This window comes from Collimonas sp. GW821-FHT02H07 (assembly GCF_059421505.1).
The window spans coordinates 150,810-175,291 of record NZ_JBWKVC010000010.1 but is presented as its reverse complement, the minus strand read 5'-3'; the positions used below and the strand labels follow the sequence as shown (position 1 = coordinate 175,291).

Sequence of the window (24,482 nt, the reverse complement as noted above, 5' to 3'; positions counted from 1 at the left end):
CCGCCTGTCAGCTAACCCGGTTCCGCATTTATCTCTATCTATCTTTATACAGCGGTGACCAGATGGCATCCTTTACCTTACACGGCATTCCGGTTTCGCGCGGCATCGCGATCGGCCGCGCGCACCTGCTGGCGCCAGCTGCCATGGACGTCAAGCACTACCTGATCGGCGAAACCGAGGTCGAAGCCGAAGTCCGGCGGCTGCAGAACGCGGTCGCCACCGTGCGTACCGAACTGCAAACCATCCGCAACGATTTGCCGAAAGAGTCGCCGCCCGAGCTGGGTGCTTTTGTCGACGTCCACCTGCTGATCCTGTCAGATCCGATGCTGGCCGAGATGTCGCTCGATATTGTCCGCAACCGCCAGTACAACGCCGAATGGGCGCTGGTGACCCAGATCGACGAGCTGTCGACCCAGTTCGATGAAATCGAAGACCCCTATCTGCGCGAGCGCAAGATGGACGTGCTGCAGGTCGGCGAGCGTCTGCTGAAAGTGTTGACCGGCACCTCCACCCGCCTGCCCGAAGTCGACAGCGACGGCGCTTCCTTCGCCAACATCGTGGTGGTGGCTTACGATATTTCCCCGGCCGACATGCTGCAGTTCCGCGACCGCGCCTTCGCCGGTTTCGTCACCGATCTCGGCGGCCAGAATTCGCATACCGCGATCGTCGCCCGCAGCCTGGATATTCCGGCTGCGGTCGGCATGAACAATGCTTCGCGCCTGATCAAGCAGGACGACTGGATCATCATCGACGGCGACGCCGGCGTGGTGATCGTCGATCCGGCCACCGTGATACTCAAGCAGTATCGCGAGCGCCAGGCGCAGCTGCTGCGTTCGCGCAGAAAGCTCGGCAAGATCAAGAAAACCCGCGCCATCACGCTGGACGGCACTGAAATCACCTTGCTGGCCAATATCGAGCTGCCGAGCGACTGCGCGGCGGCGATGGAATCCGGCGCCAACGGCGTTGGTCTGTTCCGCTCGGAATTCCTGTTCATGGGCCGCATCGGCACCCAGCACGCCTTGCCGACAGAGGACGAGCAGTTCGAATCCTATCGGCAGGCGGTGGTGGCGATGAAAGGCCGGCCGGTGACTATCCGCACGCTCGACGTTGGCGCCGACAAGCCGCTCAACAACGACGAGCAGACCGCGCTTAACCCGGCGCTGGGCTTGCGCGCCATCCGCTATTGCCTGGCAGAGCCGCAATTGTTCCTGACGCAGCTGCGGGCGATCTTGCGCGCTTCCGCCTTCGGCCAGGTCAAGCTGCTGATCCCGATGCTGGCGCACGCGTTTGAAATCGACCAGACCCTGGCCATGATCGAGCAAGCCAAGCAGCAGCTGCGCGATGAAGGCGTCAAGTTTGACGAAGCCATCAAGATCGGCGCCATGATCGAGATCCCGGCGGCGGCGCTGGCCTTGCCGATGTTCATCAAGCGCATGGATTTTTTGTCAATCGGGACCAATGACCTGATCCAGTACACCCTCGCCATCGACCGCGTCGACCATGAGGTCGCGCACCTGTACAACCCCTTGCATCCGGCCGTCCTGTTCCTGCTGTCGACCGTGATCGCGCTCGGCCGCAAGGCTGGCATTCCCGTCTCGGTATGCGGCGAAATGGCGGGCGACGTCAAATTCACCCGCTTGCTGCTGGGCATGGGTTTGCTTGAATTTTCCATGCATCCGGCGCAATTGCTGGCGGTGAAGCAGGAGGTGCTGAACAGCGACCTCGACGGCTTGACGCTGCAAACCAAGAAAATCCTGCGCAATACCGAGCCTAGCGCGATCGCCACCGCGGTGAGCCAGATGCGGATCATGGCTTGATGGAGTGACAATGCCATCATAGTTTGACGCCAAGCCCCGACTTGGTTATTCTTGTCCTATCGCGCCGATTTGAATGGTTTCACCACCTCAGCTTGCGGGCGCGCGGCATCACCTGGTTTTCGGACCGGTAGATGCCAAATAAATACGGCTAAAGCGAGCTTGAAGTACAAGCCCAGAATTTAGCCCGACTAGCGAAAGCTCTCGGGCTTTTTTTATTTCTACACAACACAAGCAAATTGACCATGTCCCAAGGAATAGTTGCTCCGCAATCCATGCATTTCGCCACGCCGCTGCAATTGCAAAGCGGCGCGCTGCTGGCGGATTACACGCTGGTGTACGAAACCTATGGCGCCCTGAATGCCGACAAATCGAATGCCGTGCTGGTCTGCCATGCGCTGAACGCCTCGCACCACGTGGCCGGCGTGTATCAGGACGACGAAAAGAACGTCGGCTGGTGGGACAACATGGTGGGACCCGGCAAGGCGCTCGATACCAATAAATTCTTCGTCATCGGCGTCAACAACCTCGGTTCCTGCTTCGGCTCCACCGGTCCGATGCATATCAACGCCGCTACAGGCAAACCCTACGGCGCCGGCTTCCCGGTAGTGACAGTGGAAGACTGGGTGCAAGCCCAGGCGCGCCTGGCGGATGTGCTGGGGATCGTGCAGTTTGCCGCGGTGATGGGCGGCTCGCTGGGCGGCATGCAGGCGCTGGCCTGGAGTTTGCTGTACCCAACCCGCCTGCGCCACTGTGTGGTGATCGCCTCGACGCCGAAGCTGTCGGCGCAAAACATCGCCTTCAACGATGTGGCGCGGCAGGCGATCCTGACCGATCCCGGCTTCCACGGCGGCGACTATTACGCGCACGGCGTGGTGCCCAAGAACGGCTTGCGGGTGGCGCGCATGGTCGGCCACATCACCTATCTGTCGGACGACGACATGGCCGAGAAGTTCGGCCGCGACCTGCGCTCCGGCGCCTACCAGTTCGGCTTCGGCATCGATTTTGAAATCGAATCCTACCTGCGCTACCAGGGCGACAAATTCTCTGAATATTTTGACGCCAACACCTATCTGCTGATCACCAAGGCGCTCGATTATTTCGACCCGGCCAAGGAATTCGGCGGCGACCTGACCCAGGCGCTGAGCCGCACCCAGGCGCAGTTCCTGCTGGTGTCGTTCATGACCGACTGGCGTTTTTCGCCGGAACGCAGCCGCGAAATCGTCCAGGCGCTGGTCAACAACAAGCGCCGCGTCAGCTACGCCGAGATCGACGCGCCGCACGGCCACGATGCCTTTTTGCTGGAGGATCCGCGCTACATGAGCGTGGTGGGCGAATATTACAACCGCATCTGGCAAGAGCTGAGCCAGGCGCCGGCCAGCGTATCGGCAGCAGCGACAGAAGCAGTAGGAGCCGTACATGAACTTTGATCAATTAAGCAGCTTGCGTCCCGACCTGGCGTTTATTGCACATTGGGTGCGTGGCCAGTCGCAGGTGCTCGACCTCGGTTGCGGCGACGGCGTCATGCTCGATTATCTGCAGTCCGACAAGCAGTGCGCCGGCTACGGCGTCGAAATCGACGATGCCAAGATTCCAGCCTGCGTGGCGCGCGGCGTCTCGGTGATCCAGCAAGACATGGAAGCCGGGCTCAATCTGTTTGCCGACAATGCCTTCGACACCGTGCTCTGCCTGTCGGCCTTGCAAATGATGAAAAATGTGGAAGGCGTATTGCGCGATATCGCCCGCGTCGGCCGCGAAGCGATCGTCTCCTTTCCCAATTTCGCCTACTGGCCGCACCGGGTGGCGCTGCTGCGCGGCCGCATGCCGGTCTCGAAATCGCTGCCGTACGAGTGGTATGACACCCCCAACCTGCGCTGCGCCACCATCAAGGATTTTGAAGAACTGGCGAACCAAGTCGGCCTGGAAGTGCTCGAATGCGTAGCGCTGCACGATGGTCAGCCGATCTCGGTGCTGCCCAACTGGCGTGGTAGTCTTGCGGTATTCCGCTTTCGCAAGAAATAAACCCGTAAAAATAAAGGGATATTCCTGCCGCCCAAGGTTTGAACCTGGGGCGGCGTGATTGTCCACAACTCCCGCCGCCGCGGGCGCATCTATGACTTCAGCTTCAAATCCCTGGCATCACTACCTCAACCGGCGCATGCTGATCTGCGCTTTCCTCGGCTTCAGTTCCGGTCTGCCGCTGTTCATCCTGCTCAGCTTGCTGCAAGCCTGGCTGAGTAAATCCGGCCTGAACGTAAAGTCGCTGGGGTTGTTTGCGCTGGTGATGTTTCCCTACACCTGGAAGTTTGTCTGGTCGCCGCTGATGGATCGCTTCCACTTCGGCAAACTCGGCCGCAGGCGCAGCTGGATGCTGCTGACCCAGGCGACCCTGTTCGTCGCCATCGGCGCCATGGGCATGCTGGATCCGCACTCGCAGGTGACGGCAATCGCCTGCATGGCGGCATTGGTGGCGTTCCTGTCGGCCAGCCAGGATATCGTGGTCGACGCCTACCGGCGCGAAATCCTGCCCGAAAGCGAGCAGGGGCTGGGCGCCGCGATCAACGTCAATGCCTATAAGGTCGCCGGCATGGTGCCAGGCGCCTTGTCGCTGTTCCTGGCCGATCACATGAGCTGGCAGTCGGTGTTCTGGATCACCGCCGGTTTCATGCTGCCGGGGCTGATCTGCACTTTGCTGATCAAGGAGCCGACGGTATACGGATCGCCGCCAAGGAATCTGCGGGAAGCCGTCGTATTGCCGTTTCAGGAATTTATCACCAGGGATGGCTGGCGCAGCGCGCTGTGGATACTGGCCTTTATTTTTCTCTATAAGCTCGGCGACAGCATGGCAACCGCGCTTGCCACAAAATTTTATATCGACCTGGGGTTTTCCCTGACTCAGATCGGCCTGATTTCCAAGACCACCAGCTTGTGGGCCAGCCTGGTCGGCGGCCTGGTCGGCGGCATCTGGATGGTGCAGATAGGAATAAATCGGGCATTGTGGATTTTTGGCGTGGTGCAGGCGGTGACTATCCTGGGATTTGCCTGGCTGGCGCAGGTCGGTCCCGATCCGCTGGTGCTGGCCATCGTGATCGGCGGCGAGGCTTTCGGCGTCGGCGTCGGCACTGCCGCTTTCGTGGCGTTCATCGCACGCGCTACCGATCCCCGCTACACTGCTACGCAATACGCCTTGTTCACCAGCCTCGCTGCGGTGCCGCGGACCTTCGTCAATTCCTCGGTCGGCTATATCGTGGCGGAAACCGGCTGGTTCCATTTCTTTATTCTGTGCTTCGTGTTGGCGCTGCCGGGAATGTTAATTTTGTTCAAAGTCGCACCGTGGAATCAGAAGCAGGATGTGGCAAAAAGAGAAAATCCTGTTGTAAGTTAGAAAAAGGATTAGAATCAAATCGAATAATCCTCTTCTGGGCTGGGTTGAAAAGGACGGTAGCCGATCAAGGAACTGCGAGTATCCGAAGAGGTCAAATTTTCAATAGTGTAATCTTCAATTTGTTTTCGCAACATCGTTGATGCGGGGGTGATATGGATATCTACAGCAGCTTTGCAAGTCGGTTCGACAAAACCAGAGAAGAAGAATTTTCCCTAGAAGAATATCTAGCACTTTGTAAGACCGATCCCAGCGGTTATGCAACCGCCGGCGAACGCATGCTGATGGCGATAGGCGAGCCGCAACAGGTCGATACAAGGCACGATCCTTCCTTGTCGCGTATCTTTGCCAACAAGGTGCTTAAGGTTTATCCCGCGTTCAAGGAATTCTACGGCGCGGAAGAGGTGATCGAACAAGTGGTCGCCTATTTCCGGCACGCCGCGCAAGGCCTGGAAGAACGCAAGCAAATTCTCTATCTGCTGGGTCCGGTCGGCGGCGGCAAATCATCTATTGCCGAACGCCTCAAACAGCTGATGGAACATGTTCCTTTCTATTCCCTCAAGGGCTCGCCGGTGAACGAGTCGCCGCTGGGCCTGTTCGATTACGAAGAAGACGGCGCCATCCTGGAAGAGCAATACGGCATTCCGCGCCGTTATCTGAAATCCATATTGAGCCCGTGGGCGGTCAAGCGGTTGCACGAATTCAACGGCGATATACGGAAATTCCGCGTAGTTAAGCGCTATCCTTCGATCTTGCGGCAAATCGGGATTTCCAAGACCGAGCCTGGCGACGAAAACAACCAGGATATTTCCACCCTGGTCGGCAAGGTCGATATCCGCAAGCTGGAGCAGTATTCGCAGGACGATGCAGACGCCTACAGCTATTCCGGCGGCCTGTGCCTGTCCAACCAGGGCTTGCTGGAATTCGTCGAAATGTTCAAGGCGCCGATCAAGGTGCTGCATCCTTTGCTGACCGCGACCCAGGAAGGCAATTTCAAAGGCACCGAGGGCTTCGGCGCAATTCCGTTCGACGGCATCATCCTGGCCCACTCCAACGAGTCGGAATGGAAGGCTTTCCGCAACAATAAGAACAATGAAGCTTTGCTGGACCGTATTTATATAGTCAAAGTGCCTTATTGCCTGCGGGTGTCGGAAGAAATCAAGATTTACGAAAAGCTGATCCGCACTTCTTCGCTGGGCAAGGCAGTCTGCGCCCCGGGTACGCTGAAGATGATGGCGCAGTTCTCGATACTGACGCGTTTGGGCGAGCCGGAGAATTCCAGCATCTTCTCGAAAATGCAGGTATACGATGGCGAGAACCTGAAAGATAGCGATCCCAAGGCCAAGTCGTTCCAGGAGTATCGCGACTATGCGGGGGTGGACGAGGGCATGACCGGGGTCTCGACCCGCTTTGCCTTCAAGATACTGTCGCGCGTATTCAACTTCGATTCGACCGAAGTGGCGGCCAATCCGGTGCACCTGATGTATGTGCTGGAGCAGCAGATCGAACGCGAGCAGTTCCCGCAAGAGCTGGAGCAAAAGTACCTGTCCTACGTCAAGGATACGCTGGCGACGCGCTATGCTGAATTTATCGGCAAGGAAATCCAGACCGCCTACCTGGAGTCGTATTCGGAATACGGCCAGAACGTCTTCGACCGCTACGTAACCTATGCCGACTTCTGGATCCAGGACCAGGAATTCCGCGACCACGATACCGGCGAGAGCTTTGACCGGGCGGCGCTGAACGCCGAACTGGAGAAGATTGAAAAACCGGCGGGCATCAGCAATCCGAAGGACTTCCGCAACGAAATCGTGAATTTTGTGTTGCGGGCGCGGGTTTCCAACGCCGGCAAGAATCCGCTCTGGACCAGCTATGAAAAATTGCGGGTGGTGATCGAGAAGAAAATGTTCTCGAATACCGAAGACCTGCTGCCGGTTATTTCATTCAACGCCAAAGGTTCTAACGAGGAATTGCGCAAGCACGAGGATTTCGTCAATCGCATGGTCAGCAAAGGTTATACGCCGAAGCAGGTGCGCTTGCTGTGCGAATGGTATCTGCGCGTGCGCAAGTCTTCGTAAGGTGAACCGATAGTAGCAGCGACTCACCGGATGCCGTCCGACTAGGAGAGCCGATCGTGTTGCATCAGATAATCGACCGTAGACTGTCTGGCAAGAACAAAAGCATTGCCAACCGGGAGCGCTTTCTACGGCGCTTCCGGGCGGCTATCCATCGCTCGGTGACCGAGGCCGTGCGCGACCGCGGCATCAAGGAAATCGAAAACGCCAAGAGCATCAGCATTCCGCGCAAGGGCATCAGCGAGCCGGTGTTCGGCCACGGACCCGGCGGCAAGCGCGAGATGGTCCATCCCGGCAACCAGGATTATCTGCAAGGCGACCGCATTGCCCGCCCGGACGGCGGTTCCGGCGGCGGTGGCGGCAGTTCCGCCAGCAATTCGGGCGAGGGCGAGGATGAATTCGTATTCCAGTTGTCGCGCGAAGAATTCATGCAGTACTTCTTCGAAGACCTGGAACTGCCGCGCCTGATCAAGACTAACCTGCTGGCGGTGCCCAGCTGGAAAAACATGCGCGCCGGTTATTCCACCGACGGCACTCCCAACAATATCGATATCGTCCGCTCCCTGCGCAGCTCGCTCGGGCGCCGCATTGCGCTCGGTTCGCCGCTGGTGGTCAAGCTGCGCGAACTGGAAGCGCTGATGGAAACGCTGAAGGCCGATCCGGACGACCGGCGCGATGAAATCGTTCGCCTGGAAGATGATATCCATCACCTGAAAGGCCGCATCTGGCGCATCCCGTTCATCGATCCCTTCGACCTGCGCTACGTCAATCGGGTCAAGGTGCCGCAGCCGTCCAGCCGTGCCGTGATGTTCTGCGTCATGGACGTCTCGGGTTCGATGGATGAACAGCGCAAGGATCTGTCGAAGCGTTTCTTCATCCTGCTGTACCTGTTCCTGACCCGCAATTACGAACACATCGAAGTGGTGTTCATCCGCCATCACACGCGTGCCGACGAAGTGGATGAAGATACCTTCTTTCACTCGCAGGAAAGCGGCGGCACGGTGGTTTCCAGCGCCCTGGAACTGATGAAGAAGATCATCGACGAGCGCTATCCGCCGGGCGACTGGAACATCTACGGCGCCCAGGCTTCCGACGGCGACAACTGGAATGACGATTCACCCAAATGCCGCGAACTGCTGGAACTGGAAATCCTGCCGCGTTCGCGCTATTTCGCCTATATCCAGGTGACGGTGGAAGAACAGAACCTGTGGACCGAGTACCAGCAGATTGCGGCCGTCAATCCGCAGTTTGCGATGAAAAAGGTACAGACCGCCAGCGAAATCTATCCGGTATTCCGTGAACTGTTTGAAAAGCAGGTCCATTCATGAACGACCGTCTAGCCAAGGGCGTCAACCAGGCGCTGCCCTGTCCGTCCGACTGGAGCTTCGACCTGATCGAACTGTACAACGACGAAATTGCCCGCGTCGCCGCCAACTATAAGCTGGATATCTATCCGATCCAGCTGGAGATCATCACTGCCGAGCAGATGATGGATGCCTACGCTTCGGCCGGCATGCCGGTGAATTACCGGCACTGGTCGTTCGGCAAGCACTTCCTGATGACCGAGCGCGATTACAAGCGCGGGCAGATGGGCCTGGCCTACGAGATCGTCATCAATTCGAATCCCTGCATCGCTTACCTGATGGAAGAAAACACCATGACGATGCAGGCGCTGGTGGTGGCGCATGCAGCGTATGGGCATAATTCCTTTTTCAAGGGCAATTACCTGTTCCAGCTGTGGACCGATGCCCACGCCATCGTCGATTACCTGGTCTACGCCAAGGCTTACATCGCCGAATGCGAAGAGCGCCACGGTTTTTCCAAGGTCGAGGAACTGCTCGATTCCTGCCATGCGCTGATGCATTACGGCGTTGACCGCTACAAGCGGCCGCAGAAGCTGTCGCTGGAAAAGGAGCAGGCGCAACGGCGCGAACGGGCCGAGTACATGCAGTCGCAGGTCAACGAATTGTGGCGCACCCTGCCGGAGAAAAAAGAAGAGGCCGCCGAACGTGTCGAAGGGCGCTTTCCGCCGGAGACGCAGGAAAACCTGCTGTATTTTGCCGAGAAAAATTCGCCGCTGCTGGAGCCATGGGAACGGGAAGTGATTCGCATCGTGCGCAAAATCGCCCAGTATTTCTATCCGCAGCGCCAGACCCAGGTCATGAACGAAGGCTGGGCCACCTTCTGGCACTATACGATTCTCAACACGCTGTACGATGAAGGCAAGCTGACCGACGGTTTCATGATGGAGTTCCTGCATTCGCACAGCAACGTCGTCTACCAGCCGCCGGTGACCAAGTCCTATTACAGCGGCATCAATCCCTATGCGCTGGGATTTGGCATGATGAGCGATATCCGTCGCATCTGCGAAAAGCCCACCGAAGAAGATTACCGCTGGTTTCCGGAACTGGCCGGCACGCCCTGGCTGGAAACCTTGCATTATGCGATGCGCAATTTCAAGGATGAAAGCTTCGTCGCGCAGTATTTGTCGCCGAAGCTGATACGCGACATGCGCCTGTTTTCGGTGCTGGACGATGAAAACCGCAGCGAGCTGGAAGTCTCGGCGATCCACAACGACGCCGGTTACCAGTATGTGCGGCAAGCGCTGTCGCGCCAGTACGATATCAACCACCGCGAACCCAACATCCAGGTCTGGTCAGTCAATACCCGCGGCGACCGTAGCCTGACCCTGCGCCACTTCCGCAGCGACGCTCGTCCGCTGGCCGAAGGCACCGATGAAATGCTGCGCCATATGGCGCGCCTGTGGCAGTTCGATGTGTATCTCGAAAGCGTGGACGACAGCGGCAATGTCTTGCAGCGCTATGAATGCGTCAGCGAGAACAAATACGTATTGCGGCCGTAGGGTGGGCACAGCGTGCCCACGCGTGACTGTAATCAGAAGACAGGACTTCGAACATGCGTGGGGTACGCTGTGCCCACCCTACATCACACGCGGCTATGCACCAGCTTGCCGGCGGCATAGGTCGCCGCAATCGCCCGGTCATCCCCTAGCAAGGCCAGCGCAAACAACAACTCTTCCAGACTTTCCGTACGTTCGCTGCGGCGCGCCAGCAGTGGCGTAGCTTTGGGGTCGAGCACGATGAAATCGGCCTCGGCGCCCGGAACGAAATTGCCGATCGTACCTTCCAGCTGCATGCTGCGCGCGCCGCCCAAGGTCGCCAGGTAGAACATGCGCATGGCCGGCAGATAGGTGTTCGCCATGCGCGCTACCTTGTACGCTTCGTTCATGGTTTGCAGCATCGAGAAGCTGGTGCCGCCGCCGACGTCGGTGGCCAGCGACAGGGGTACGCCTGCGGTGTCTGCACCTGCAAAATCGAACAGCCCGCTGCCGAGGAACAGATTGGAAGTAGGGCAGATCGCCACTGCCGATTGCGTCTCCGCCATGCGACGGCGGTCTTCATCGTCGAGCCAGACGCAATGTCCGTACATTGATCGCGGACGCAGCATGCCGTACTTGTCGTAGACGTCCATATAGCTGCGCGATTCCGGGAACAATGACTTGACCCAGGCCACTTCGTCGGTATTTTCGGCAGCATGCGTTTGCAGGTAGGTGTCAGGGTAGGCCTGCGCCAGTTCGCCTGCCAGCTGCAGCTGGGCATTGCTGGAAGTCGGCGCGAAACGCGGGGTGATCGCATACAGCTGGCGGCCGCGCTTGTGCCACTTCTTCAGCAGCTCCTCGCTGTCGCGGATGCCGCCTTCCGCGGTGTCTTGCAGGAATTCGGGGCAGTTGCGGTCCATCAGCACCTTGCCGGTGATCATGCGCAGATTGCGCGCTTCGCTGGCGATGAAGAAGGCATCCACCGAAACCGGATTGACGGTGCAATACACCATCGCGGTAGTGGTGCCGCAGCGTAGCAGTTCGTCGATGAAGAACTTGGCGACTTCGCCGGCGTGGGCCGGGTCGCTGAACTTGCGCTCGGTCGGGAAAGTATATTTTTCCAGCCACGGCAGCAGGCCTGGCGCCGGCGAGGCGATCATGTCGGTCTGCGGGTAGTGCAGGTGAGTGTCGATAAAGCCCGGCATGATGATCTTGCCGCGATAATCCTGGATCTTCAGTTCGCCTTTCAGCTCAGCCTTCAATTGCAGCGACAGTTGCTGATAGTCTCCGGCGGCTACTACCCTGCCGTCGGCGATCAGCAGCAAGCCGTCTTCATGCCAATGATAGGCGTCCGAATGATGGGCCGGATCCATGCTGAAATGCAGAACGCTGGCGCGGTAAGCGTGCAATGCGGACTGGTCGATATGGCTGAAGCTGAGGGCTGACATGAAAGCTATCCTTGAATAAAAAGCGGACTAGGGCCGCTATGGGCGATGCATTGCGGACCCGATGCAAACCGGGCCCGATCCAGATTTGATTTAAATGGTGCTGACCAGTTGCAGCGGCAGACGCAATTGCGGGGCGCTTGCCGCAGCTTGCTGTTGCCTGGCGATGCGCTCCCACACCTGCAGCAGCTGCGCCGTCACCGAAGCGGCGATGACAGCCGGTTCCTTGCCGACAATGCCGGCAATCCCGATCGGGCATACCATCTCGGCCAGCCGTTCATGCGAAATGCCGCGTTCATGCAGGCGATGCTCGAACTGCATGCGTTTGCTCTTGGAACCGATCAGGCCGAACCAGGCGACTCCAGCGCGCTGCAGGATCTGCGCCGACAAGCGCTGGTCGAGCGCGTGATTGTGGGTCATCACGAGGAAACAGGAACCGTCCGGCGCGTTATCCACCACGGCTTCCGGCGTATCGGTTGCTTCGATGCGGACATTGGCCGGCAGCACGTCTGGAAACATTTCTTCCCGTTCGTCGATCCACACCACCCGGCAAGGCAAATCGCCAAGCGCCTTGACGATTGCCGCGCCGACATGGCCGGCGCCGAACAGGAACAGCTGCGGCCGCGTCGCCAGGCAGGCATCCAGCAGCCAGCGGCGGCCATTGTCGTCGCGCAGGATGGTGCAGGCGCCGAGTGCTTTGGCGGAAGGCGTCAGCAAGGACGGCAAGGTAGGCAGGCGCCCCGGCCCGTGCAGGCGGGCGCCGTCGGCGTCGCACATGGCTGGCGGCGCGGCGTCATCCAGCGCCACCAGGCGCCAGCTGTCTTCGGCGTCGCGCAGGCGGCGCTCCAGGAAACTGAAATAATCGGCCGAGGCGGCAGTCACGCGCTCGAACGCCAGATGCACCACGCCGCCGCAGCACTGGCCCAGCGATGGACCGAGAGAAAAACGCTGCAGGCGCCGTTCACGGCTCAGCGACAAGCCTTCTTCCAGCATTTCGCGGGCGATCCTGATGGCTTGCAGTTCGAGGTGGCCGCCGCCGATGGTGTCGAACTGGCCAACCGCGGTGACCACCATTTTTGCGCCCGGCTCGCGCGGCCCGGAGCCCTCGACCTGCGCCACGGTGACCAGGACCGCTGTGGTGTTTTGCGAGGTTTGGGTGATCAGCGTGGTGAGCGCTTCCAGCCAGTTGCTCATGATGTGGCTCCGGATCAGGCCGCGCGCGCCATGGCACGGACAGCATCGACCGATTTAAGAATCGCTTCGCTGGTGGCCGGCGCATTCAACGGCGGATTGAAACGGTTGCCGCCGACGCTGGCGACGGCATCGCGTATCGCGAAAAAGACCGAGAACGGCAGCAGCAGCGGCGGTTCGCCAACCGCCTTGGAGCGGTGGATGCTGTCTTCGACGTTGCGGTTCTTGAACAGCTTGACGCGGAAGTCCTGCGGGCAATCCGAGATGGCCGGAATCTTGTAAGTCGACGGTGCATGCGTCATCAGCCTGCCGTCCTTGTTCCACCACAGTTCTTCGGTGGTGAGCCAGCCCATGCCCTGGATGAAGGCGCCTTCGACCTGGCCGATGTCAATCGCGGGATTGAGCGACTGGCCGGCATCGTAGAGCGCATCGGCGCGCAGCAGCCTCCATTCGCCGGTAAAGGTGTCGACCACCACTTCCGACACCGAAGCGCCGTAAGCGTAATAAGAGAACGGCCGGCCGGTCATGGTTTTCGGATCCCAGTGCAAGCCGGGCGTGGCGTAGAAGCCGTCGGACCACAGTTGCACCCGTGACAGGTATGCCTTTTGCGTCAGTTCGCCGAAGGCCAGGCTGTGTTCGCCCAGATGCACCGCGCCGGCGGAGAAAGTCACTTCCTTGGCATCGCCGTTGTGCAATTTGGCGAAGAATTCCGCCAGGCGCTGGCGAATCGTATGCGCCGCATTCTGCGCCGCCTTGCCGTTCAGGTCGGCGCCGGTGGAAGCCGCAGTGGCCGAGGTATTGGCCACCTTGCTGGTGTCGGTGGCGGTGACGCGCACCAGTTCCAGCGGAATCCCGAGTTCATGCGCCACCACCTGCGCCACCTTGGTGTTGATGCCCTGGCCCATTTCGGTGCCGCCGTGGTTCACCAGCACCGAACCGTCGGTGTACACATGGACCAGCGCGCCGGCCTGGTTGAAGTGGGTGACGTTGAAGGCGATGCCGAACTTGACCGGCGTCAGCGCCAAGCCTTTTTTCAGCACCGGGCTGGAAGCGTTGAACGCATCGACTGCGGCGCGCCGCTGGCGGTATTCGCTGCTCGCTTCCAGTTCGGCCACCAGCTCATGGATTACATTGTCGACCACCTTCTGGCCGTACTGCGTGACATTGCGGCCCTCTTCGTCGTTGCGGCCGTAGAAGTTCAGCTTGCGGATATCCAGCGCGTCGCGTCCCAGGTTGCGGGCGATTTCATCGACGATGTATTCGATCGCAATCGCGCCCTGCGGGCCGCCGAAGCCGCGGAAGGCGGTATTCGACTGGGTATTGGTCTTGCCGCACATCGCCTTGATGTCGACGTCGGACAGGTAATAGGTGTTGTCGAAGTGGCAGACGGCGCGGGTAGCCACCGGCGCCGACAAGTCGGCCGAGAAGCCGGCGCGGCTGACCATTTCGACCCGGGCGGCGACGATGCGGCCGGCGTCGTCATAGCCGACTTCGTAGTCATAGTGGAAGCAGTGGCGCTTGCCGGTCACCATCATGTCGTCGTCGCGGTCGGCGCGCAGCTTGACCGGACGCTTCAGCTTGGCGGCGCCGATGGCGGCTACCGCGGCCCACAAGGCCGATTGCGATTCCTTGCCGCCGAAGCCGCCGCCCATGCGACGGCATTCGACCACGATATTGTGCGAGTGGACGCCCAGCGCATGCGCCACCACGTGCTGCATTTCGGTCGGGTGCTGGGTCGAGCACAGCACCAGCATGCCGTTCTGTTCTTTCGGGATGGCGTAGGAAATCTGGCCTTCCAGGTAAAACTGCTCCTGGCCGCCGACATACAGCTGGCCGCTGACGCGGTTCGGCGCTGTTTCAAACGCCTGTTGCGCATCGCCGCGCGTCAGCCGCATCGGTGGCAGCACATACGATTTCGCCGCGTGCGCAGCCTGCGGCGTCAGAATGGCCGGCAATTCTTCGTAGTCGATGACGACCTTGCGCACCGCGCGCCGTGCATTGTCGTGGCTGTCGGCGATGACGACGAAGATCGGCTGGCCGACATATTCGACCAGGCCTTCCGACAGGATCGGATCGTCGTGGATGATCGGGCCGCAATCGTTGGTGCCGGGAATGTCGGCGGCGGTGAGCACCGTGACCACGCCCGGCGCGCTGCGCACGGCGTCAAGATTGATCGAACGGATACGGGCATGCGCCTTTTGCGACATGCCGAGCGCGGCGTGCAGCGTGCCTTGCGCTTCCGGGATGTCGTCGGTGTAGGTGGCTTCGCCCAGCACGTGCAAGATCGCCGATTCGTGCGGATGCGACTGGCCGACTTCGGCCCAGGCAGTCGCTTTCTCTTGCGGCTTGGCTTGCATAAAAACTTCAGTTTGCTTGTTCATGACGTCTACTCTTTATCTTCGTCGGAGGCGCTTCAGGCGCACACGAAAGGATTGACCTGGTCGGTACGCAAGGGGGCTTCGATACGGGTTTCCAGCCAGAACCGGCGCAGCAGGTTTTGCGAGGTCTTCATGCGGTACTCGCTGGAAGCGCGCATGTCCGACAGCGGCTTGTAGTCATCCGACATCAACGCCACCGCGGCTTCCATCACCGCTTCGCTCCAGACCTGGCCGCGCAGGGCGGCTTCAGTGAGCGCCGCGCGTTTCGGCGTGGCCGCCATGCCGCCGAAGGCAATCCGGATATCGCTGATCTTGTCGCCATCCAGCGTCACGGAAAATGCGGCGCAGACGGCGGAAATATCCTGGTCGAAGCGTTTCGCCAGCTTGTAGGTGCGGAAGCGCTGGCCGGCGTGCGGCAACGGGATCCGCACGGCTTCGACGAATTCGTCGGCCTGCATGTCTTTCTTCATGTAATCCAGGTACAGCGCTTCCAGCGGCATCACGCGTTGCCCGTTCGGTCCGCGCAGCACCACTTGGGCGCCCAGTGCGATCAGCCATGGCGGCGAATCGCCGATCGGCGAGCCGTTGGCGACGTTGCCGCCGAGGGTGCCGGCATTGCGGATCGGCAGCGAGGCGAAGCGTTGCCACATCTCGGACAGTTCAGGATAGTGCTTGCAGATTTCGGCGTAGGCATCGTTCAGGGTGACGCCGGCGCCGATCTCGATCTGCTGCTGGTTGACGCTGAGGCTGTTCAGTTCGGCCACCTGGCCGAGATAAATGATGTCGCCCAGGTCGCGCATCTGCTTGGTGACCCACAGGCCGACGTCGGTCGAGCCGGCCAGGATGCGCGCGGCCGGCAGTGCGGCGCGCACCTCGACCAGTTGCGCCAGGGTGCGCGGCGCGTAGAAAGTCTGGCTGCCGTGACGATAGACGAACATGTCGTCGCGCTGCAAGGGTTGCAGCGCATGTTGCAGCGCCTGGCGATCGAAGCCGACCGCCGGCAGTTCGCCCATGCGGTGGGCAGCGTCGATGATAGGACGGTAGCCGGTGCAGCGGCACAGGTTGCCTGACAAGGCGATGTCGATGTCTTTGCGCAGCAGGGGTTGCGCTTGTTGCTGCTGTTGTTGCGGTTGGCATGCGCCCTTGGCCGAGCCGCAGGCCGGCGCCTGGCTGCCGTCGTTCTTCAGGTACAGGTCCCATAGCGACATCACGAAGCCCGGCGTGCAGAAGCCGCATTGCGAGCCGTGGCATTCCACCATTGCCTGCTGCACCGGATGCAGGGCGCCGTCATTCTGTTTCAAGTCTTCGACGGTATACAAAGCTTTACCGTCCAGCGTCGGCAGGAACTGGATGCAGGAATTGACCGATTTCAGCGTGACGCCGTCCGCAGTCTGCTCGCCGATGACGACGGTGCAGGCGCCGCAGTCGCCCTCGGCGCAGCCTTCCTTGCTGCCGGTGCAATGCAGGTCTTCGCGCAGGTGTTGCAGGATGGTGCGGGTAGGCGCAGCCTGATCTACCGTATGGACTTCGCCACGATAGTAGAAGCGGATGACGCTATCGGCCGAGGAATTAGATGCGGACGTAGACAAGACGATCTCCATTCTGGTTTGGCGACTGTTGCAAAACGCTGCCTATCTGATCGTATTGCCTGGCTGCGGTGCAGGGACTACGTAGGGCTAGGCTGACTTTGCAACGGCCTATTAATTATGAGCTCAGATTAGCATTTGCGCCGGTGCTCCATATAGCGAAAGGGCTCATATCAATTATCTTCAGAATGGAATAGAGATCGCATATCTAATTCCAGTTGGCAAATAAAGGGGGCGTTTGCGGGGCGGCTCCCTGATTTTGTGGTTTCTTTGATAATGCATGCGGGTTGCAGCATGGCTGCCATTCCTGAAAACGGCATGCAATCCGGACCAGGAGGGGATTTATTTAGCGCTGCGGCAGGGTTCTAACGGGCGCTGAGAGCGGTTATCATCACGCTGGAATAATCGATATTTACCCTGGAGCATATTTGTGACCCCATTCAGTACCCCACCAGTTTGCCGGAATTCTGCCAGCCGCCGCGCAGAATGGCAGCAAGGAAACCAACTATATATACAGACACAGTCCGCCGCTGCCGTCTCTGCTCATTAATCAAGGAGACACCAGAATGCAGTTTCTCGAGAAATTTTTCAAGCTGAAAGAAAACGGCACCGACGTCCGCACCGAACTGATCGCCGGCCTGACCACTTTCCTGACGATGGCCTACATCATCTTCGTCAATCCGGCGATCCTGGGCGACGCCGGCATGCCGAAGGGCTCAGTGTTTGTCGCCACCTGCGTGGCGGCCGCGATCGGCACCCTGATCATGGCGCTGTACGCCAACTATCCGATCGCGCTGGCGCCCGGCATGGGCCTCAATGCCTACTTTGCCTATGCGGTGGTGAAGGGCATGGGCGTATCCTGGGAAGTGGCGCTGGGGGCGGTCTTCATTTCCGGTTGCCTGTTCATCATCGTCAGCCTGGTCGGCATCCGCGGCCTGATCGTCAACGGCATACCGCCGACCATACGGATTGCGATCACCGCCGGCATCGGCATGTTCCTGGGCTTTATCGCGCTCAAGAGTTCCGGCCTGGTGGTCGCCAATCCGGCCACCTTCGTGCAGATCGGCGATCTGCACCAGATCCCGGTGATCCTGTCCATCCTCGGTTTCCTGCTGATCGTGGTGCTGGACCATCTCAAGGTCAAGGGTGCAATCCTGATCGGCATCCTGACCGTCACCGTGCTGAGCTTCGTGGTGGGCGGCAATACCTTCAACGGCGTGGTGTCCATGCCGCCATCGATAGAGCCGACCTTGTTCAAGCTCAACATCATGGGCGCCTTGTCGATGGGGATCCTGAACATCGTGCTGGTGTTCTTCCTGGTGGAGATGTTCGACGCCACCGGCACCATGATGGGTGTGGCCAACCGCGCCGGCCTGCTGGTCAACGGCAAGATGGCGCGGCTTAACAAGGCCTTGCTGGCAGACAGCACGGCAATCGTGGCCGGCACTTTCCTGGGAACCTCCAGCACCACGGCCTATGTCGAAAGCGCTGCGGGGGTACAGGCGGGCGGCCGTACCGGGCTGACTTCGCTGGCGGTCGGCGTGCTGTTCCTGGCCGCCTTGTTCATCTCGCCGCTGGCCGGCGCCGTGCCGGCCTACGCCACCGCGCCGGCCTTGTTCTACGTGGCCGGACTGATGCTGCGCGAACTGGTGCACCTGAACTGGGAAGATTCCACCGAAAGCGTGCCGGCCGTCATTACTGTGCTGATGATCCCGTTCACCTATTCCATCGCCAACGGCATCGCCTTCGGCTTCATCGCCTATGCGGCGCTGAAGCTGTTCACCGGCCGTGCCAAACAGGTGCCTGTCATGGTCTGGATCATCGCGGCGATTTTCCTGTACAAGTTCATCCATCTCGGTGGCGATTGATCGCTTGTTCGTGAAGAGAGAATATCGGATGAAATCAGAAGGCTGGAAAAGCGCTGCAATCGGCAAGGCAAGCGTCGCATGCATCATGTTTTGCCTGCTGCAAGGATGCGCCTGGATCACGCCGTGCTTCACCAAGGGGGAGCAATGCCCGCAAGTCAGGGCACATAACTGACCGCTGATGCTGGCCGCATTCGAAGCCTGCAAGCCCCGTCGCCGACGGGGCTTTTTTACGCCGGCGGATTTGTGCCGGCGCGGCAAGCGCTAATTCGCTACATTCGCCAGATCAGCCTGCAGCTGGGCAAAATCGAAGCCTGGCGCAAAATCGGCAATGCTGGCTTCGGCCGGCAGGATGGCGTAGGCCTCGTCGACGCAGGCATCCCACCACTCCCAGGTCGCCTTCTGCACATTGCCCCAGGTCAGGACCGTGACGCCGGCAGCGTCATACGCCACCGCATATACTGCGTGGCCATCGTTGGTCAGCTTGCCCGGTATCCACGGCTGGCGTGCCTCGAATTCCTGCAGGCAGTTTTCCTGCACCTGGAAACCCAGGTAGACGCCGCCGAACAATTGAATCGCCTGCTGAATGTGGGTGCGGTTCTTGACGTCGATGCTGGTGTAGGCGTAGATCTTCTCACCGGCAAAAGCAGTCTTGCGCCAGTAATTCAGCACCTCGAGCTCGCTCAGTCCGGAGTCGACGCCGCCGGTCAGGTGCATGTAAAGCTTCACTACCGCTTGTTTGGCGGGGATTTTCTGGGTGCCGACCAGGCCGTTGTAGGTCGTGATTGCATGGGCCAGGGCGGCGATAGTGCAGTCGCCCAGCGTATCGTTGCCGTCCATGGGAAACAATTGCGTCGGGTCGCTTGCGCTCAATTTCTGATAGACACGCGCCAGCACGTCGTAAGAGGCTGGCGGCGGCGCCAGTTCGGCGCCCAGGTAGTTCTTCAGGCGCAGCGTGCGGTAGTCATGTTTCGGCGGGTGTTTACCAAAGCGGAGTGAAGACATGGAGCGGATTCCTCAAGGATAAGATCGGGCTTGCCTGCGCTAGCCGACGGTTGGGATGATTGGCGGAGTTGCGACAGTCCGCCAGCTGCTTAGATGTGCCCGGAAAACCGTTGCCCCAGCGCGCCGACAAAGCGGGCCGCGAGTTTCTTGAAACCGGCCGGATAGGGGTGCAGCTCGTTGGCCCAGTCAGTGCTGGCCAGCGTGCCCTGGGTCTCGACCAGGATGAAATTGTTGGCGGGCGCCGCCGCCAGTGCGCGCAAGGTGGCGGCGAAGGCGATCAGCGCCTGCTGTACAATCGCGCCGCCCTGGTCGGCAGTCCAGCCGCCGAAGGTCAGCGATGGCAGCAGCCATGGACCGGCGCACGCCGGATGGCTGCCGTTGGGGATGGCGAAGTCATAGCAATGGCCGAAAATCGGTACTCCCGGCGCGTACTTGTCGCGCAATGCAAACAGATCGAGATAGGATGCTTCGATCATGGCCAGCAGCCTGGGGAAACGCTGCCGGTCAAGGCCGCTGCCGCCGGCGCTGGCGTCATCCAGGAAAATGCAGAATTTGTCGCCGGCAATGTCGTTGCCGCCGCCGGAAAACAGGATGGCGTCGGGCTTGCCGTTGACCCAGTTGGTGGCATCCTGCAGGCAGGCGATCAGGCGCTGCTGTTTTGGCAAGGCCATTTCATCCGAGCTGGAATCGCCGTAGTGCGAAAGATTCATGATGACCGGATGGACCGCGCCCATGTTCTCCAGCTGAGCGATGATGTCGGTGCTATGCAATGCCAGCGCATTGCCGTTGAGGGGATAGTCGAACCACGAATCGCCATGGGCCAGCAATAGCAGCGGCTTGGGCGGCACGGCGCCGCCATTGGCCCTGAGATGCACATCGCGGTTGCGCAGGATGGCCATTTTCGCGCGATGCTGCTGCGTGCGCTGGGCGATTTCAGACTTGATGGATTCCTGCAATTGCTGCTTCAACACCAGGCTTTGACGCATGCCAAGCTCCTCATCTGCAATTAGAATAGGCAACCATTGGACATTGCCCGGCGCGTTGAGTTCTTCCATTGCAACACAATTTCAGCTTAGCAGATAAAAAAAGGGAGCGTCGGCCATACGACACTCCGACGCTCCCTTTTGTCTTTTGCTTTTACAGATTCGGCGCCAGCCAGCGCTCGATGTCTTCCTTGCTGACGTCGCGCCGGGACGCCATGTCGTTGACCTGGTCGTCGCCGATCTTGCCGACGACGAAATACTTGGAATCGGGATGGGCGAAGTAGAAACCGGACACCGCCGCACCCGGGAACATGGCGAACGATTCGGTCACCTGCATGCCGATTTCATCGCATTGCAGCAGCTGGAACATGTCGGCCTTGACCGTATGTTCCGGACAGGCCGGATAGCCGGGAGCAGGGCGGATGCCGCTGTATTTTTCCTTGATCAGGGCTTCGTTCGATAATTCCTCATCCGGCGCATAACCCCACAAGTCCTTGCGCACCCGCTCATGCATGTATTCGGCAAAGGCTTCCGCCAGGCGGTCGGCCAGAGATTTCAGCATGATCGACGAGTAATCGTCATGCGCATCTTCAAAGCGTTTTTCGTGCTTCTCGATGCCGATGCCGCTGGTAACGGCGAACAAGCCGATATAGTCGGCGATGCCGGAGGACTTCGGCGCGATGAAGTCGGACAGGCACTGGTTCGGCCGGGCGACGCCGTCGATCACCGGCTTGACGGTCTGCTGGCGCATGCCGTAGTAGGTGAACGCCACCTTGCTGCGGGTGTCGTCGGTATAGATTTCGATGTCGTCGTCGTTGACGGTATTGGCCGGCATCAGGGCGATGACGCCGTTGGCGGTCAGCCAGCGGCCGGTGATCAGCTTTTGCAGCAGCGCCTGGCCTTCTTCAAACACCTTGCTGGCCGCTTCGCCGACTACTTCGTCGCTGAGGATGGCGGGATAGGGGCCGGCCAGGTCCCAGGTCTGGAAGAAAGGACCCCAGTCGATATAGCGCGCCAGCGTGCCGAGGTCGACATTCTTGAAGACGCGGCGGCCGATGAACTTGGGTTTGACCGGCGCAAATTCGAGCTTGGTGCGATTCTCGCGCGCTGCCGCCAGCGACAATAGCGGCACCGCCTTCTTGTTGGCGTGCTGCTCGCGAATGCGTTCGTAATCGACTGCGATTTCATCGATGTACTGGTCGCGCTGTTCCGGCGTCAGCAGCGATTGCGCCACCGAGACCGAACGCGACGCATCCGGCACGTACACCACCGGACCTTCGTAGTTGGGCGCAATCTTCACCGCGGTATGGGCGCGGCTGGTGGTGGCGCCGCCGATCAGCAAGGGCATCTTGACACTGCGGAAGTAAGGATCGCGCTGCATTTCCTTGGCGACGTGCGCCATTTCTTCCAACGACGGCGTGATCAGGCCGCTCAGGCCAATGATATCGGCATTCTCGGCCTTGGCCATGGCCAGGATTTCCGAGCAAGGCACCATCACGCCCATGTTCACTACTTCAAAGTTATTGCATTGCAGGACCACCGAGACGATGTTCTTGCCGATGTCATGGACGTCGCCCTTGACCGTGGCGATCACGATCTTGCCCTTGGGCTTGGCGGCGATGCCGGTCAGTTCTTCGTGCAGGCGCTTTTCTTCTTCGATGTAGGGAATCAGGTGAGCGACCGCCTGCTTCATCACGCGCGCCGATTTCACCACCTGCGGCAGGAACATTTTGCCCTGGCCGAACAGGTCGCCGACGATGTTCATGCCATCCATCAGCGGGCCTTCGATCACGTGGATAGGGCGGCCGCCATTGCCTAGCAACTCCTGGCGCGCTTCTTCCGTGTCTTCCACGATCCACTGCGTGATGCCTTGCACCAGCGCGTGCGCCAGCCGCTGCTGCACGGTGCCGCTGCGCCATTCCAGCGTCGCTTCTTCTTTCTTGTCGCCGGCCTTCAGGGTCGAGGCGATTTCGATCATGCGCTCGGTCGCATCTTCACGGCGGTTCAGCACCACGTCTTCGACTCGCTCGCGCAGTTCCGCCGGCAGGTTGTCGTAGACGCCCATCATGCCGGCGTTGACGATGCCCATGGTCATGCCGGCCTTGATGGCGTGGTACAGGAACACGGTGTGGATCGCCTCGCGCGCCGGATCGTTGCCGCGGAAGCTGAAGCTGACGTTGGAGACGCCGCCGCTGATCTTGGCGTGCGGCAGGTTCTCGCGGATCCAGCGCGTGGCGTTGATGAAATCGACGGCGTAGTTGTTGTGCTCTTCGATGCCGGTCGCAATCGCGAAAATGTTCGGATCGAAAATGATGTCTTCCGGCGGGAAGCCGATCTGGTCCACCAGCAGCTTGTAGGCGCGCTCGCAGATCTCGATCTTGCGTTCGAAGGTGTCGGCCTGGCCCTTTTCATCGAAGGCCATCACGATCACCGCGGCGCCGTAGCGCCGGCACAGCTTGGCCTGGCGCAGGAATTCCGGTTCGCCTTCTTTCATCGAGATCGAGTTGACCACTGCCTTGCCCTGCACGCATTTGAGGCCGGCTTCGATCACCGTCCATTTGGACGAATCGATCATGATCGGCACGCGCGCGATATCCGGTTCGGACGCGATCAGGTTGAGGAAGCGCTGCATGGCGGCGATCGAATCCAGCATCGCTTCATCCATGTTGATGTCGATCACCTGGGCGCCGTTTTCGACCTGCTGGCGCGCCACCGCCAACGCTTCGTCGTACTGCTCGTTGAGGATCAGTCGGGCAAACGCCTTGGAGCCGGTGACGTTGGTGCGCTCGCCGACGTTGACGAACAGCGAGCTGTCGTCAATGGTGAACGGTTCCAGTCCCGACAGCCGCATTTCATAGGTGGTTTCGGGTACCGCGCGCGGCGGGATCTTGGCCACGGTGTCGGCAATCGCCTTGATGTGCGGCGGCGTGGTGCCGCAGCAGCCGCCGGCGATATTGACGAAACCGCTTTCGGCGAAATCCTTCAGCAGCGAGGAGGTCACGTCTGGCGTTTCATCGAAACCGGTATCGCTCATCGGATTGGGCAGGCCGGCGTTCGGGTAGATGCAGACGAAGGTATCGGCGATCTTCGACAGTTCTTCCGCATAGGGGCGCATCAGCGCTGCGCCCAGTGCGCAGTTGAGGCCGACCGTGAGCGGCTTGGCGTGGCGGATCGAGTTCCAGAATGCCGGCACGGTCTGGCCCGACAGGATACGGCCGGAAGCATCGGTGACGGTGCCGGAAATCATGATCGGCAGACGCAGGCCCGACTCCTCAAAGAAGGTATCGATGGCGAACAGCGCCGCCTTGCAGTTCAGGGTGTCGAAAATGGTTTCCACCAGCAGCACGTCGGCGCCGCCTTCCACCAGGCCGCGGGTCTGTTCCAGGTAGGAGGCGACCAGCTGGTCGAAGGTGACGTTGCGCGCCGCCGGATCGTTGACGTCAGGCGAGATCGACGCGGTTTTCGGCGTCGGGCCGAGCGCGCCGGCGACGAAGCGCGGCTTGTCCGGTGTGGAATATTTGTCGCAGGCGGCACGCGCCAGCCGCGCCGAGGCCACGTTCATTTCGTAGGCCAGGTGCGCCATATGGTAATCGTCCTGCGCCACGGTGGTGGCGCCGAAGGTATTGCTCTCGATCAGATCGGCGCCGGCCGCCAGGTATTCCTCGTGGATGGCGCTGATGATGTGCGGCTGGGTCAGCGACAGCAGCTCGTTATTGCCTTTCACGAACAGCTCGCGGCCCGGACCGGTGAAATCGATGAAGCGGCCGTTGGGGCCGCCGCGGTAATCTTCTTCCGTCAGCTTGTATTGCTGGATCATGGTGCCCATGGCGCCATCCAGGATCAGGATGCGTTGCGCCAGCAACTCGCGCAGACGGGTTTCGGTGGATACGGCGGGGCGTGTTGCTGGAGGCGTCATTAG

At 60.1% G+C, this 24,482-nt stretch carries 15 protein-coding genes; 8 read left to right on the top strand and 7 right to left on the bottom strand.

Annotation, left to right across the window (positions count from 1 at the left end):
- The first annotated feature begins 62 nt into the window (after positions 1-62).
- The 7 genes from ptsP to AC07V8_RS16745 all read left to right on the top strand — a co-directional run bounded on the left by ptsP (position 63) and on the right by AC07V8_RS16745 (position 10,134).
- Positions 63-1,817 carry a phosphoenolpyruvate--protein phosphotransferase gene (gene ptsP, locus AC07V8_RS16775; RefSeq protein WP_494679584.1) on the top strand — a complete coding sequence of 585 codons (1,755 nt, stop codon included), beginning with the start codon at positions 63-65 and terminating at the stop codon, positions 1,815-1,817.
- A 242-nt stretch (positions 1,818-2,059) separates the two neighbouring features.
- Positions 2,060-3,244, top strand: coding sequence for a homoserine O-succinyltransferase MetX (gene metX, locus AC07V8_RS16770; RefSeq protein ID WP_494679585.1), 1,185 nt, complete (start codon positions 2,060-2,062; stop codon positions 3,242-3,244).
- Positions 3,234-3,836, top strand: coding sequence for a methionine biosynthesis protein MetW (metW, locus tag AC07V8_RS16765; protein ID WP_211442423.1), 603 nt, complete (start codon positions 3,234-3,236; stop codon positions 3,834-3,836). Before metX ends, metW begins: the two co-directional genes overlap by 11 nt.
- 91 nt (positions 3,837-3,927) lie before the next feature.
- Positions 3,928-5,199: an AmpG family muropeptide MFS transporter gene (locus AC07V8_RS16760; protein ID WP_494679586.1), complete on the top strand. Its 1,272-nt coding sequence runs from the start codon at positions 3,928-3,930 to the stop codon at positions 5,197-5,199.
- Positions 5,200-5,351: 152 nt separating this feature from the next.
- A complete protein-coding gene (locus tag AC07V8_RS16755) occupies positions 5,352-7,274 on the top strand; it encodes a PrkA family serine protein kinase (RefSeq protein ID WP_494679587.1) in 1,923 nt (640 codons plus the stop codon).
- A 56-nt stretch (positions 7,275-7,330) separates the two neighbouring features.
- The gene (locus tag AC07V8_RS16750; protein WP_494679588.1) at positions 7,331-8,599 is read left to right on the top strand and encodes a YeaH/YhbH family protein; all 1,269 of its coding nucleotides are present in this window, start codon (positions 7,331-7,333) and stop codon (positions 8,597-8,599) included.
- Complete coding sequence (locus AC07V8_RS16745; protein ID WP_494679589.1) at positions 8,596-10,134, top strand: SpoVR family protein; 1,539 nt, start codon at positions 8,596-8,598, stop codon at positions 10,132-10,134. Before AC07V8_RS16750 ends, AC07V8_RS16745 begins: the two co-directional genes overlap by 4 nt.
- Positions 10,135-10,217: 83 nt before the next feature.
- Here the strand turns inward: AC07V8_RS16745 and guaD are convergent, their stop codons facing one another.
- The 4 genes from guaD to xdhA form a co-directional block, all read right to left on the bottom strand.
- Positions 10,218-11,558 (bottom strand): guanine deaminase, encoded by a 1,341-nt coding sequence (guaD, locus tag AC07V8_RS16740; protein ID WP_494679590.1) that lies wholly within the window; start codon positions 11,556-11,558, stop codon positions 10,218-10,220.
- Between the two features lie 90 nt (positions 11,559-11,648).
- Positions 11,649-12,749: a xanthine dehydrogenase accessory protein XdhC gene (gene xdhC, locus AC07V8_RS16735; protein ID WP_494679591.1), complete on the bottom strand. Its 1,101-nt coding sequence runs from the start codon at positions 12,747-12,749 to the stop codon at positions 11,649-11,651.
- Positions 12,750-12,763: 14 nt separating this feature from the next.
- Complete coding sequence (gene xdhB / locus AC07V8_RS16730) at positions 12,764-15,127, bottom strand: xanthine dehydrogenase molybdopterin binding subunit (protein WP_494679592.1); 2,364 nt, start codon at positions 15,125-15,127, stop codon at positions 12,764-12,766.
- A gap of 32 nt (positions 15,128-15,159) precedes the next feature.
- On the bottom strand, positions 15,160-16,725 hold the full coding sequence (xdhA, locus tag AC07V8_RS16725; RefSeq protein ID WP_494679593.1) for a xanthine dehydrogenase small subunit: 1,566 nt from the start codon (positions 16,723-16,725) through the stop codon (positions 15,160-15,162).
- 551 nt (positions 16,726-17,276) lie between these two features.
- Between xdhA and AC07V8_RS16720 the strand changes: the two genes are divergently transcribed.
- Complete coding sequence (locus AC07V8_RS16720; protein ID WP_494679594.1) at positions 17,277-18,578, top strand: NCS2 family permease; 1,302 nt, start codon at positions 17,277-17,279, stop codon at positions 18,576-18,578.
- A 261-nt stretch (positions 18,579-18,839) separates the two neighbouring features.
- On the opposite strand, the gene AC07V8_RS16715 is transcribed toward AC07V8_RS16720, so the two are convergent.
- From AC07V8_RS16715 to metH, 3 genes are all read right to left on the bottom strand, one after another.
- On the bottom strand, positions 18,840-19,580 hold the full coding sequence (locus AC07V8_RS16715; protein ID WP_211471277.1) for a hypothetical protein: 741 nt from the start codon (positions 19,578-19,580) through the stop codon (positions 18,840-18,842).
- A gap of 89 nt (positions 19,581-19,669) precedes the next feature.
- Positions 19,670-20,566 (bottom strand): SGNH/GDSL hydrolase family protein, encoded by an 897-nt coding sequence (locus AC07V8_RS16710; RefSeq protein ID WP_494679595.1) that lies wholly within the window; start codon positions 20,564-20,566, stop codon positions 19,670-19,672.
- A 151-nt stretch (positions 20,567-20,717) separates the two neighbouring features.
- Entirely contained in the window at positions 20,718-24,479 is a 3,762-nt protein-coding gene (metH, locus tag AC07V8_RS16705; RefSeq protein ID WP_494679596.1) for a methionine synthase, read from the bottom strand.
- Positions 24,480-24,482 lie beyond the last annotated feature (3 nt).

Bases quoted from the DNA above. Each gene is read 5' to 3' on its own strand.
- AC07V8_RS16745 (WP_494679589.1), top strand. From the start codon at position 8,596: ATGAACGACCGTCTAGCCAAGGGCGTCAACCAGGCGCTGCCCTGTCCG.
- xdhB (WP_494679592.1), bottom strand. From the start codon at position 15,127: ATGAACAAGCAAACTGAAGTTTTTATGCAAGCCAAGCCGCAAGAGAAA.
- xdhA (WP_494679593.1), bottom strand. From the start codon at position 16,725: ATGGAGATCGTCTTGTCTACGTCCGCATCTAATTCCTCGGCCGATAGC.
- metX (WP_494679585.1), top strand. From the start codon at position 2,060: ATGTCCCAAGGAATAGTTGCTCCGCAATCCATGCATTTCGCCACGCCG.
- ptsP (WP_494679584.1), top strand. From the start codon at position 63: ATGGCATCCTTTACCTTACACGGCATTCCGGTTTCGCGCGGCATCGCG.
- AC07V8_RS16720 (WP_494679594.1), top strand. From the start codon at position 17,277: ATGCAGTTTCTCGAGAAATTTTTCAAGCTGAAAGAAAACGGCACCGAC.
- AC07V8_RS16710 (WP_494679595.1), bottom strand. From the start codon at position 20,566: ATGCGTCAAAGCCTGGTGTTGAAGCAGCAATTGCAGGAATCCATCAAG.
- AC07V8_RS16755 (WP_494679587.1), top strand. From the start codon at position 5,352: ATGGATATCTACAGCAGCTTTGCAAGTCGGTTCGACAAAACCAGAGAA.
- AC07V8_RS16715 (WP_211471277.1), bottom strand. From the start codon at position 19,580: ATGTCTTCACTCCGCTTTGGTAAACACCCGCCGAAACATGACTACCGC.
- guaD (WP_494679590.1), bottom strand. From the start codon at position 11,558: ATGTCAGCCCTCAGCTTCAGCCATATCGACCAGTCCGCATTGCACGCT.
- metW (WP_211442423.1), top strand. From the start codon at position 3,234: ATGAACTTTGATCAATTAAGCAGCTTGCGTCCCGACCTGGCGTTTATT.
- AC07V8_RS16760 (WP_494679586.1), top strand. From the start codon at position 3,928: ATGACTTCAGCTTCAAATCCCTGGCATCACTACCTCAACCGGCGCATG.
- xdhC (WP_494679591.1), bottom strand. From the start codon at position 12,749: ATGAGCAACTGGCTGGAAGCGCTCACCACGCTGATCACCCAAACCTCG.
- metH (WP_494679596.1), bottom strand. From the start codon at position 24,479: ATGACGCCTCCAGCAACACGCCCCGCCGTATCCACCGAAACCCGTCTG.